The sequence below is a fragment of the Variovorax sp. YR752 genome (assembly GCF_943372545.1).
Genome location: NZ_CALRZC010000261.1, coordinates 1 through 10,958, shown reverse-complemented (window position 1 = coordinate 10,958; position 10,958 = coordinate 1). Strand labels below are relative to the sequence as shown.

The 10,958-nt window shown below is 70.0% G+C and carries 10 protein-coding genes, 1 tRNA gene and 1 pseudogene; 8 read left to right on the top strand and 4 right to left on the bottom strand.

Annotated elements, in window-relative coordinates; all coding sequences use genetic code 11:
* On the bottom strand, window positions 1-908 hold a 908-nt coding region (locus AAG801_RS36030; RefSeq protein WP_341892734.1), incomplete at its 3' end, for a dihydroxy-acid dehydratase.
* Between the two features lie 90 nt (window positions 909-998).
* On the opposite strand from AAG801_RS36030, the gene AAG801_RS36025 reads away from it, so the two are divergent.
* From AAG801_RS36025 to AAG801_RS36005, 5 genes are all read left to right on the top strand, one after another.
* Window positions 999-1,913: a LysR family transcriptional regulator gene (locus AAG801_RS36025; RefSeq protein ID WP_341892733.1), complete on the top strand. Its 915-nt coding sequence runs from the start codon at window positions 999-1,001 to the stop codon at window positions 1,911-1,913.
* Between the two features lie 51 nt (window positions 1,914-1,964).
* Window positions 1,965-2,765 (top strand): prolipoprotein diacylglyceryl transferase, encoded by an 801-nt coding sequence (gene lgt, locus AAG801_RS36020; protein WP_341892732.1) that lies wholly within the window; start codon window positions 1,965-1,967, stop codon window positions 2,763-2,765.
* A 5-nt stretch (window positions 2,766-2,770) separates the two neighbouring features.
* Window positions 2,771-3,484, top strand: coding sequence for a DNA polymerase III subunit epsilon (gene dnaQ / locus AAG801_RS36015; protein WP_341892731.1), 714 nt, complete (start codon window positions 2,771-2,773; stop codon window positions 3,482-3,484).
* Window positions 3,485-3,506: 22 nt separating this feature from the next.
* Window positions 3,507-3,581: transfer RNA gene (locus tag AAG801_RS36010), tRNA-Val, on the top strand.
* An 87-nt stretch (window positions 3,582-3,668) separates the two neighbouring features.
* Window positions 3,669-4,793, top strand: a complete 1,125-nt coding sequence (locus tag AAG801_RS36005; RefSeq protein ID WP_341892730.1) for an NAD(P)/FAD-dependent oxidoreductase — start codon at window positions 3,669-3,671, stop codon at window positions 4,791-4,793.
* Between the two features lie 16 nt (window positions 4,794-4,809).
* On the opposite strand, the gene AAG801_RS36000 is transcribed toward AAG801_RS36005, so the two are convergent.
* Genes AAG801_RS36000 through AAG801_RS35990 form a run of 3 tightly spaced genes read right to left on the bottom strand, consistent with a single transcriptional unit; the run spans window position 4,810 to window position 7,545 of the window.
* Complete coding sequence (locus AAG801_RS36000) at window positions 4,810-5,580, bottom strand: arginyltransferase (protein WP_341892729.1); 771 nt, start codon at window positions 5,578-5,580, stop codon at window positions 4,810-4,812.
* Window positions 5,577-6,341, bottom strand: a complete 765-nt coding sequence (aat, locus tag AAG801_RS35995) for a leucyl/phenylalanyl-tRNA--protein transferase (protein WP_341892728.1) — start codon at window positions 6,339-6,341, stop codon at window positions 5,577-5,579. Before aat ends, AAG801_RS36000 begins: the two co-directional genes overlap by 4 nt.
* 16 nt (window positions 6,342-6,357) lie before the next feature.
* Window positions 6,358-7,545 carry an acyl-CoA dehydrogenase gene (locus AAG801_RS35990; protein WP_341892727.1) on the bottom strand — a complete coding sequence of 396 codons (1,188 nt, stop codon included), beginning with the start codon at window positions 7,543-7,545 and terminating at the stop codon, window positions 6,358-6,360.
* Between the two features lie 29 nt (window positions 7,546-7,574).
* Here AAG801_RS35990 and AAG801_RS35985 point away from each other — a divergent pair, with 29 nt between their 5' ends.
* The 3 genes and pseudogenes from AAG801_RS35985 to bchD form a co-directional block, all read left to right on the top strand.
* On the top strand, window positions 7,575-9,107 hold the full coding sequence (locus tag AAG801_RS35985; protein WP_341892735.1) for a class I adenylate-forming enzyme family protein: 1,533 nt from the start codon (window positions 7,575-7,577) through the stop codon (window positions 9,105-9,107).
* 108 nt (window positions 9,108-9,215) lie between these two features.
* A complete protein-coding gene (gene bchI / locus AAG801_RS35980; protein WP_341892726.1) occupies window positions 9,216-10,235 on the top strand; it encodes a magnesium chelatase ATPase subunit I in 1,020 nt (339 codons plus the stop codon).
* Window positions 10,232-10,958: pseudogene (bchD, locus tag AAG801_RS35975) on the top strand (magnesium chelatase ATPase subunit D); the annotation flags it as partial. The gene bchI and the pseudogene bchD, both read left to right, overlap by 4 nt.

The following is a 10,958-nucleotide window of genomic DNA, read 5'->3' as shown; positions in this document are numbered from 1 at the left end:
ACCGGCGTGCGCTGGCGCACACGCTCGAAGTCGTCGATCGTCCACTCGACGCCGGCGGCGTGCGCAATGGCGAGGAAATGCAGCACCGCGTTGGTCGAGCCGCCGGTGGCCATGATCACCGCCACCGCGTTCTCGATCGCCTTCTTCGTCACGATGTCGCGCGGCTTGATGTCGTTCTTCACTGCCTCGACCAGCACCCTGGCGGCACGCTCGACCATCGAGACGATCTCGCCCTCGACGTTGGCCATCGTCGACGCATAGGGCAGCGACAGGCCGAGCGCCTCGAAGGCCGAGCTCATCGTGTTGGCGGTGTACATGCCGCCGCAGGAGCCGCTGCCGGGAATCGCACGGCGCTCGATCTGGCAGAAGTCCTCCTCGCTCATCTTGCCGGCGGAGAACTGGCCGACCGCCTCGAACACGCTGACGATGTTCAGGTCCTGGCCCTTGTAGCGGCCCGGCAGGATGGTGCCGCCGTAGATGTAGATCGCCGGCACGTTGGCGCGCAGCATGCCCATCATGCCGCCGGGCATGTTCTTGTCGCAGCCGCCGATGACCATCACACCGTCCATCCACTGGCCGCCGACGCAGGTCTCGACGCAGTCGGCAATCACCTCGCGCGACACCAGCGAGTACTTCATGCCCTCGGTGCCCATCGCCATGCCGTCGCTGATGGTCGGGGTGCCGAAGATCTGCGGGTTGGCGCCGGCTTCCTTCAGGCCAATCACTGCGGCGTCGGCCAGGCGCTGCAGCCCGGAGTTGCACGGCGTGATCGTCGAGTGGCCGTTGGCCACGCCGATCATCGGCTTCTTGAAGTCGCCTTCCTCGTAGCCCAGCGCGTAGTACATCGAGCGGTTCGGCGCGCGGGCGGTGCCCTCGGTGATGTTGGCGGAACGGCGGTTGATCTTCATCGGTCACTCCTTCGGCGGGGAGACGAAGTATCGGCCCGGCACGAGCGTGCGTCCAATCGATCCGGACGCTCGGATTGATATGCTGCGCATATGAAAGCCGAAGGCACTGCCACGACCGACATCGAGCTGCGCGTGTGGCGGCAGTTCCTCGCCCTGGCCGAGACGCTGCACTTCGGCCGCGCCGCGCAGTCCTTGCACATGACGCAGCCGCCGCTGACGCAGGCCATCCAGCAGCTCGAGCGCCGCCTCGGCGTGCTGCTGTTCGAGCGCACGCGGCGCAGCGTCGCGCTGACGCCGGCCGGCGCGGCGCTGGTCGAACCGGCGCGGCAGCTGCTGCAGCTGGCCGCCGCGCTGCCCGGCCGCGCGCGCGATGCGGCACAGGGCGAGGTCGGCCGCATCCGGCTCGGTTTCGTCTCGACGATCGCCTTCGGTCCCCTGCCGCTGTGGCTGCGCGCCTTCCGCGAGGCGCAGCCGGGCATCACGATCGAGCTGCGCGAGGCCACCGGCGACGTGCAGCTCGAGGCCTTCGCGGCGCACGAGCTCGATGCCGGCTTCGTGCTGCACGCGCCGGGCATCGCGCTGCCGCCGTCGCTGCAGCGCCTGTCGCTCGGTGTCGAGCCGCTGGTGCTGGCGCTGCCCGAGTCGGCGCCGAAGCGTCTGGCGGCGGCTGCGCTGCTGCGCGAGCCGCTGGTGATCTTCCCGCGTGCGATCGCGCCCTCGCTGTACGACGCGGTGCTGGCCTTCTACCACCGGCACGGCGTGACGCCGGTGATCGCCCAGGAGGCGATCCAGATGCAGACCATCGTCAACCTGGTGTCGGCCGGGCTCGGCCTGGCGCTGGTGCCGCAGGCGATGCGTTCGCTGCAGCGGCCCGGCATCGTCTACCGGGACTTGCCTGCGGCGCTGGCCGATGGCGCGCCGCGCGCCGAGACCAGCCTGGTGTGGCGGCCGGATGCGCCGCCGGCGGTGCAGCGCTTCGCTCGCTTCGTCGAGGCCCATCGCTAGCGCCGGCAGACCCTGCGGTATCGTTCGCACTGTTTCCGCAATCACGCCCCCATGCTCGTCCACCCGCAGTTCAGCCCCATCGCCTTGCAGCTCGGGCCGGTCGCCATCCACTGGTACGGCATCACCTACCTGGTCGCCTTCGGGCTGTTCCTGTGGCTGGCCGGCCGCCGGGCGGCGCTGCCGCACTTCGCGCAGGCGGGCTGGACGCGTCGCGACGTCGAGGACCTGCTGTTCTACGGCGTGCTCGGCGTGGTGATCGGCGGCCGGCTCGGCTACGTGTTGTTCTACAAGCCCGGCTACTACGCCGCACACCCGCTCGAGGTGTTCGCGGTCTGGAAGGGCGGCATGGCCTTCCACGGCGGCTTGCTCGGCGTGATCGCCGCGATGGCGTTGTTTGCGCGCATGCGCCCGCGGCCCTTCCTGCAGGTGATGGACCTGATCGCGCCGGCGGTGCCGACAGGCCTGGCCTCCGGCCGCATCGGCAACTTCATCAACGGCGAGTTGTGGGGGCGCGAGGCCGATGCCAGCCTGCCCTGGGCGATGGCCTTCCCGCAGTCCGGCAGCATGCTGCCGCGGCACCCGTCGCCGCTGTACCAGTTCCTGCTCGAAGGTCTGCTGCTGTTCGTGATCCTGTGGCTGTACGGCCGCAAGGAGCGCGGGCGAGGGCAGGTGGCCGGGTTGTTCCTGATCGGCTATGGCGTGTTCCGCTTCACCGCCGAGTACTTCCGCGAGCCCGACGCCTTCCTCGGCCTGCTGGCGCTGAACATGAGCATGGGCCAGTGGCTGTGCGTGCCGATGGTGGCGGCCGGTCTGTGGCTGTGGCTGCGCGGCGCACGACAAGCGGGAGCCTGAACACCATGCGCCAGATCTTCCTCGACACCGAAACCACCGGCTTGAACGCCGACTCCGGCGACCGCATCATCGAGATCGGCTGCGTGGAGATGCTCAACCGGCGCCTGTCCGGCCGCAACCTGCACTTCTACCTGAACCCCGAACGCGCCAGCCACGAGGACGCGGTCAAGGTGCACGGACTGACCGACGAGTTCCTCGCCGACAAGCCGCTGTTCGCGGCGGTGGTCGACGAACTGATGGACTACCTTGCCGGCGCGGAGATCCTGATCCACAACGCCGCTTTCGACATCGGATTCCTCAATGCCGAGTTGCGCCGCCTCGGCCGGCCCGTGTTCGAGGCGCAGGTCGGGCAGATCACCGACACGCTGCTGATGGCGCGCGAGATGTTCCCTGGCAAGTCGAACTCGCTGGACGCGCTGTGCAAGCGGCTCGAGGTCGACAACGCCAGCCGCAGCCTGCACGGTGCGCTGCTCGACGCAGGGCTGCTCGCCGAGGTCTACATCCGAATGACGCGCGGGCAAGACTCGCTGGTCATCGACGAGGTCGAAGCCGCTTCCGCCGAAGTCGCCATCGAGGCGATCGACCTGTCGCGCTTCGATCTGCCGGTGGTCTGCGCCGATGCGGCCGAGGCCGAGGCGCATGCGAAGCTCATCGCCGAGCTGGACAAGGCCAGCGGCGGCAAGACGATCTGGAAGCCGGCCGAAGCCGCTGTGGCATAATCCAAGGCTCTGCGGATCGCGAGGGCGGCTAGCTCAGGGGTAGAGCATCGCATTCACACTGCGGGGGTCGGGGGTTCGAAACCCTCGCCGCCCACCACCGATCCACACAGACAAGCACAGAACAGCAGATTCGGCCGGGCCTTCCACCCGGCCGTTTGCTTTTGGCACGGGAGAGTGCGCAGCGATGGACAGCGTCGATGCCCTGGTGATCGGGGCGGGTGTGGTCGGTCTCGCCATCGGGCGCGCGCTGGCGCGGCAGGGGTTGGAGACCGTGGTGCTCGAGCGCGCGAACGCGATCGGCACCGGCACCAGTTCGCGCAACAGCGAGGTGATCCACGCCGGCCTGTACTACCCGGCCGGCTCGATGAAGGCCAGGCTGTGCGTGCAGGGTCGCGAGATGCTGTACGCCTTCTGCGAGGCGCACGGCGTAGCCCATCGCCGCTGCGGCAAGCTCGTGGTCGCCACGTCGACGCAGCAGCACGGGTCGCTGGAGGCCGTGCGCGCCAAGGCCGCGGCCAATGGCGTGCTGCTGCAGTGGCTGGACGCCGATGCCGCGCATGCGCTCGAACCGGCACTGCGTTGCACCGCGGCACTGCTGTCGCCCGAGACGGGCATCGTCGACAGCCATGGGCTGATGCTGGCGCTGCAAGGTGACCTGGAAGCTGCCGGCGGTGCGCTGGCGCTGCAGTCGCCGGCGCTCGCGCTGCGTTGCGCTGAGGCCGGGCATGTGGTGGAGGTCGGCGGCGAAACGCCGATGCCGATCGCCGCGCGCATCGTCGTCAATGCGGCCGGGCTGTGGGCGCCTGCGCTGGCCGGCGCGATGCACGGGCTCGCCGCGCAGCACGTGCCGACCGCCTTCCACGCCAAGGGCAACTACTTCTCGCTGGCGGGCCGCGCGCCCTTCAGCCGCCTGATCTATCCAGTGCCCGAGCAGGCCGGCCTCGGCGTGCACCTCACGCTGGACCTGGCCGGCCAGGCGCGCTTCGGCCCCGACGTGCAGTGGCTCGAGCCCGGCGCGCCGGATGACATCGACTACCGCGTCGAGCCGTCGCGCGCCGACGGCTTCTACGCCGAGATCCGCCGCTACTGGCCCGAGCTGCGCGACGGTGCGCTGCTACCCGCCTACAGCGGCGTGCGGCCCAAGTTGCAGGGGCCTGGCGAGCCGGCCGGCGACTTCGTGCTGCAAGGGCCGGCCGAACACGGCCTGGCCGGGTTGGTCAACCTGTTCGGGATCGAATCGCCCGGTCTGACAGCCAGCCTCGCGATTGCCGACGAGGTGCTGGCGCGACTGTCGCTGCGCGGTCGCTGAGAGCGCCGGGGCGCGCTCAGGAGCCCCGCACGGCGCCGGTGGTGCTGTCCGGTGCCATCGCTTGCCAGCGCCCGTCGATCAGCAACTCGTGCGGCGCGAACTGCGCCTTGTAGGCCATCTTCTCGCTGCCATCGATCCAGTAGCCGAGGTACACATGCGGCAGCTTCAAGGCCCGCGTCTGCTCGATCTGCCACAGCACGTTGTAGGTGCCGTAGCTGGCTCGTGCTTCCGGCTCGTAGAAGGTGTAGACCGCCGACAGCCCGTCATTGAGGATGTCGAGGATCGAGACCATCTTCAGCGCGCCGAGCGAGCCGTCGTCGGTGGGTTCGCGGAACTCGACCAGCCGGCTGTTGACGCGGCTTTGCAGCAGGAACTGGGTGTACTGGTCGATCGAGTCATGGTCCATGCCGCCGCCGCTGTGCCGACCGGCCTGGTAGCGCAGGTAGAGCTGGTAATGCTCGGGAACGAAGCACAGGCGCAGCACGCGAGACTTCAGGTTCGCATGCTGCTTCCACGCGCGGCGCTGGCTGCGCGTCGGCTGGAAGCTCGCCACCGGCACACGCAGGGGCACGCAGGCGCGGCAGCCATCGCAGTAGGGGCGGTAGGTGAACATGCCGCTGCGGCGGAAGCCGTTGGCCACCAGGCCGGAGTAGGCGTCGGCGTGGATCAGGTGGCTGGGCGTGGCCACCTGCGAGCGTGCCATGCGGCCAGCCACGTAGCTGCACGGATACGGTGCGGTGGCGTAGAACTGCAGCGAGGCGAGCGGAAGCTCTTTCGGGTGCGTCACGGGCCGGTGTCCTGCTCGGCATCGGCGCCGAATCCCAGCTGGCGCCACAGGGAAGGATCATAGGACCAATCGACGATCGGCTCGGCCCCCAGAGCAAGGGACAGGCGCCGCTCGAACTCGGCGCGCGGAAGCTCGCGCCCCCCCAGCGAAGCCAGGTGCCCGGTGCGCTGCTGGCAGTCGATCATCGCCACGCCGTGCGCGCGGCAGAAGCACACCAGCGCGGCCAGTGCGATCTTCGACGCATCGGTGCGGTGCGAGAACATCGACTCGCCAAAGAACATGCGGCCGAGGTTGATGCCGTACAGGCCGCCGGCGAGTTCGCCGTCGATCCAGGTCTCGACGCTGTGCACCACGCCGAGGCGGTGCCAGGCCACGTAGGCCTCGACCATCTCCGGCACGATCCAGGTGCCGTCCTGGCCTTCGCGCGGCGTGCCGGCGCAGGCGGTGATGACGCGACGGAAGTCCGAGTCGATGCGGATCTCGCAGCCGGCCGGGCGGATGAACTTCGCGATCGTCTTGCGCAGCGAGCGCTTGAGGCGGAACTCGTCCGTCAGCAGAACCATGCGCGGGTCGGGCGACCACCACAGCACCGGCTGGCCTTCGCTGTACCAGGGGAACACACCCTTGGAGTAGGCCTCGGTGAGGCGCTCGGGGGTCAGCTCGCCGCCGGCGGCCAGCAGCCCCGGCGCGTCGGAGCCGGGCGGCAACGCGCGCCGCGTGTCGGGCAGCGCGTCGTGCGGGCCGCGCAGCCAGGGGATCACGCGCGCCCGTTCCGCTTCAGTTGGCGAAAGCCGCGATGCCGGTGATCGCCCGGCCGAGGATCAGCGCGTGCACGTCGTGCGTGCCCTCGTAGGTGTTGACCACCTCGAGGTTGACCAGGTGGCGCGCCACGCCGAACTCGTCGCTGATGCCGTTGCCGCCCATCATGTCGCGTGCCATACGGGCGATGTCCAGCGCCTTGCCGCAGCTGTTGCGCTTCATGATCGAGGTGACCTCGACCGAGGCGGTGCCTTCGTCCTTCATGCGGCCCAGGCGCAGGCAGCCCTGCAGGCCGAGCGTGATCTCGGTCTCCATGTCGGCCAGCTTCTTCTGGATCAGCTGGTTGGCGGCCAGCGGCCGGCCGAACTGCTGGCGGTCGAGCACGTACTGGCGGGCGCGGGTGAAGCAGTCCTCGGCCGCGCCGAGCGCACCCCAGGCGATGCCGTAGCGCGCGCTGTTCAGGCACGTGAACGGGCCCTTCAGCCCGCGCACCTCGGGGAAGGCGTTCTCCTCGGGGCAGAACACGCGGTCCATGACGATCTCGCCGGTGATCGAGGCGCGCAGGCCGACCTTGCCGTGCACCGCCGGCGCACTCAGGCCCTTCCAGCCTTTCTCGAGCACGAAGCCGCGGATCTGCCCGCCGTCGTCCTTGGCCCAGACGACGAACACGTCGGCGATCGGGCTGTTGCTGATCCACATCTTCGAGCCGCTGAGCTCGTAGCCGCCGTCGACCTTCTTCGCCCGGGTGATCATGCTGCCGGGGTCGGAGCCATGGTTGGGCTCAGTCAGGCCGAAGCAGCCGATCCACTGGCCGCTGGCAAGCTTGGGCAGGTACTTCTGCTTCGTCGCGTCGTTGCCGAACTCGTTGATCGGCACCATCACCAGCGAACTCTGCACGCTCATCATCGAGCGGTAGCCGGAGTCGACACGCTCGACCTCGCGGGCGATCAGGCCGTAGCACACGTAGTTGAGGCCGGCGCCGCCGAAAGCTTCGGGAATGGTCGGCCCGAGCAGGCCGAGCTCGCCCATCTCGCGGAAGATCGCCGGGTCGGTCTTCTCGTGGCGGAAGGCCTCGAGGATGCGCGGCGCGAGGCGGCCCTGGCAGTAGTCGCGTGCGGCGTCGCGCACGGCGCGTTCGTCATCGGTGAGCTGCTGGTCGAGCAGCAGGGGGTCGTCCCACTGGAATGCGGCATGCTTGGTCGCCATCATCGATCTCCTTCGTCAGCAGGCATGGTATAGCAGCGGGAATGATCGCCGAGACGCCCTTCGCCACCATCGCGGAGTGCATCCGCCGTCATGCGCTGGACCGGCCCGCCGCGCTGGCGCTGGCCGACGATGCCACCTCCTTGAGCTACGCCGAACTCGACGCGCTGATGGACCGCGTCGCCGCGGCCCTGCAGCGCGACGGCCTGGCGAGCGGCGAGGCGATCGCGCTGTGCGCCACGCCCTCGGTGGCGCAGGCCGTGGTGTTCCTCGGTGCGCTGCGCGCCGGCGTGGTGGTGGCGCCGCTGGCGCCGGGCAGCACGCCGGCGAGCCTGGAACGCATGCTGGCCGATGCGCAGGCCAGGAAGCTGTTCGTCGATGCGGGCACGGCGGGCGATTTCGCCAGCGTCGAACTGCCGATGACGCGCCTCGATGCCGATCTCGACGGTTGGCTCGCGCCGCCGGGCTTGGCGCCGCGGTCGGTCGACATCCAGCCCGACTCGCCCTTCAACATCATCTATTCCTCAGGCACCACCGGCGAGCCCAAGGGCATCGTGCAGCCGCACGGCATGCGCTGGGCCCACGTGCGCCGCGGCGTGCCCTATGGCTACGGGCCGGGCGCGGTGACGCTGCTGGCCACGCCGCTGTACTCGAACACCACGCTGGTGGTGTTCTTCCCGTCGCTGGCGTTCGGCGCTCAGGTGGTGCTGATGCCGAAGTTCGACGCGCTCGGTTATCTGCAACTGGCCGAGCGTGTGCGCGCCACGCACACGATGCTGGTGCCGGTGCAATACCAGCGGCTGATGGCGCACGAGCGCTTCGATGATGTCGACCTGTCGGCCTTCCGCATGAAGTTCTGCACCAGCGCACCGTTCTCCGCGGCGCTGAAGGCCGACGTGCTGAAACGCTGGCCCGGCGGCCTGGTCGAGTTCTACGGCATGACCGAAGGCGGTGGCACCTGCCTGCTCGAGGCGCATGTCCATCCTGACAAGTTGCACACCGTCGGCCGGCCCGCGCCGGGCACCGACATGCGCCTGATCGACGAGAACGGATGCGAACTGCCCTCGGGTGCCACCGGCGAGGTCGTCGGCCATTCGCCCGGCATGATGGTCGGCTATCACCGTCGTCCGGAAGCGACGCGCGAGGCGGAGTGGCTCGATGCGACCGGCAAGCGCTTCATCCGCACCGGCGACGTCGGCCGCTTCGACGCCGACGGCTTCCTGATCCTGCTGGACCGCCGCAAGGACATGATCATCTCCGGCGGCTTCAACATCTACCCGAGCGACCTCGAGGCGCAGTTGCGCGAGCACCCGGCGGTGGCCGACGCCGCGGTGGTCGGTGTGCCGTCGGCGCAATGGGGCGAGACGCCGGTGGCTTTCGTCGTGCGCCGCGAGGCACATGTCGATGCGCCCGAGGCGCTGCGCGACTGGCTCAACGCCCGCGTCGGCAAGACGCAGCGGCTGGCCGCGCTGCACCTCGTCGACGAACTGCCGCGCAGCGCGATCGGCAAGGTGCTCAAGCGCGAGCTGCGCGAGCGTCACACGTTGCTGGCCCGCCGCGACTGAGCCACCGTGCTTCGCGCTTCGGCGCGCTCGCGCTACAGTGTCTCCCCAAGCGATCGCTGAGTTCTGTCAGCGTACGTTGACAAGGCCCAGGTGGCCGAAGGAGAGGCGATGGGCTGGACGTTCCCGTTTTCCGCGCTGGTCGGACAGGACGAAATGAAGCTGGCGATCCTGATCGCGGCGATCGATCCGAGCGTGGGCGGCGTGCTGGTGTTCGGTGATCGCGGCACCGGCAAGTCCACCGCGGTGCGTGCGCTGGCCGCGCTGCTGCCGAAGATGTCTGGCGTGCTCGGTTGTGCCTACCACTGCGACCCGGCTTCGCCCTGCGCCGACTGCCGCGCCCGGCTGGCCGGCGGGGCTGCGCTGAAGTCGCACAAGGTGCCGGTGCCGGTGGTCGACCTGCCGCTGGGCGCGACCGAAGACCGCGTGGTCGGCGCGCTCGACCTGGAGAAGGCGCTCGCCCACGGCGTCAAGGCCTTCGAGCCGGGCCTGCTGGCGCGTGCCAACCGCGGCTTCCTCTACATCGACGAGGTCAACCTGCTGGAGGACCACCTGGTCGACCTGCTGATTGACGTGGCGGCGTCCGGCGAGAACGTGGTCGAGCGCGAAGGCCTGAGCGTGCGCCACCCGGCGCGCTTCGTGCTGGTTGGCAGCGGCAACCCGGAGGAGGGCGAGCTGCGCCCGCAACTGCTCGACCGCTTCGGCCTGTCGGTCGAGGTGCGCACGCCGACGGACATCGCCACGCGCGTCGAGGTGGTGCGCCGGCGCGACCGCTTCGAGCGCGACCCCGAGGCCTTCGTCGCGCAGTGGCAGAAGGACGAGGAGAAACTGCGCCGGCGAATCGTCAAGGCACGCGAGCGTGTGGCCAGCGTGGAAGCCAGCGACGCCGCGCTGGAGCGTGCCGCGACACTGTGCATGGCGCTCGGCACCGATGGCTTGCGCGGCGAGTTGACGCTGATCCGCGCGGCGCGGGCGCTGGCCGCGTTCGAGGGCGACGATCATGTCGGCGATGTGCACCTGCGCCGCGTCGCCACGCCGGCGCTGCGCCATCGCCTGCGCCGCGACCCGCTCGACGAGGCCGGCTCGACGGTGCGCGTGGAGCGTGTGCTGGCCGAGCAGTTCGGCGCATGAACGAAGCCAGTGCAGCCGCCTGGCGTGACGCATCGCTCGCCGCGGCGCTGTTCGCCGTGGCGCCGGCGGCGCTGGGCGGCGTGTCGCTGCGCTGCGGCGCGGGGCCGGTGCGCGATCGCTGGCTGTCCTTGTTGACGGAGTTGCTGCCCGAGGGCACGCCGCTGCGCCGCATGCCGCATGGCATCGGCGATGAACGCCTGCTCGGCGGCCTCGACCTGCCGGCCACGTTGCGCTCGGGCCGGCCGGTGGCGCAGCGCGGCCTGCTGGCCGAAGTCGACGGTGGCGTGCTGCTGTTGCCGATGGCCGAACGCATCCCGGCCGGCACCGCGGCGCGCCTCGCGGCCGCCATCGACCGCGGCGAGGTGCAGGTGGCGCGCGACGGCATCGAGGCCACGCTCGCCACGCGCTTCGGCGTCGTCGCCTTCGACGAAGGTGGTGCCGACGACGATCCGCTCTGCGCGGTGCTCGCCGAGCGGCTGGCCTTCCGGCTCGATCTGACGGAACTCGGCTGGCGTGATGTTCAGAGCGACACGCCGGACTTGCCCACGCGCGACGACGTCACGCGGGCGAGGGCCGTTCACGCCCGGGTGCGCGCCGACGATGCCGTGCTCGAGGCCCTGTGCAGTGCCTGCGTGGCGCTGGGCATCGGCTCGGCGCGAGCGCCCTGGCTGGCGCTGCAGGTTGCACGCATCGCCGCCGCGCTGGCCGGCCGCGACGCGGTGG

Bases quoted from the DNA above. Each gene is read 5' to 3' on its own strand.
- AAG801_RS36025 (WP_341892733.1), top strand. From the start codon at position 999: ATGAAAGCCGAAGGCACTGCCACGACCGACATCGAGCTGCGCGTGTGG.
- lgt (WP_341892732.1), top strand. From the start codon at position 1,965: ATGCTCGTCCACCCGCAGTTCAGCCCCATCGCCTTGCAGCTCGGGCCG.
- dnaQ (WP_341892731.1), top strand. From the start codon at position 2,771: ATGCGCCAGATCTTCCTCGACACCGAAACCACCGGCTTGAACGCCGAC.
- AAG801_RS36005 (WP_341892730.1), top strand. From the start codon at position 3,669: ATGGACAGCGTCGATGCCCTGGTGATCGGGGCGGGTGTGGTCGGTCTC.
- AAG801_RS35990 (WP_341892727.1), bottom strand. From the start codon at position 7,545: ATGGCGACCAAGCATGCCGCATTCCAGTGGGACGACCCCCTGCTGCTC.
- bchI (WP_341892726.1), top strand. From the start codon at position 9,216: ATGGGCTGGACGTTCCCGTTTTCCGCGCTGGTCGGACAGGACGAAATG.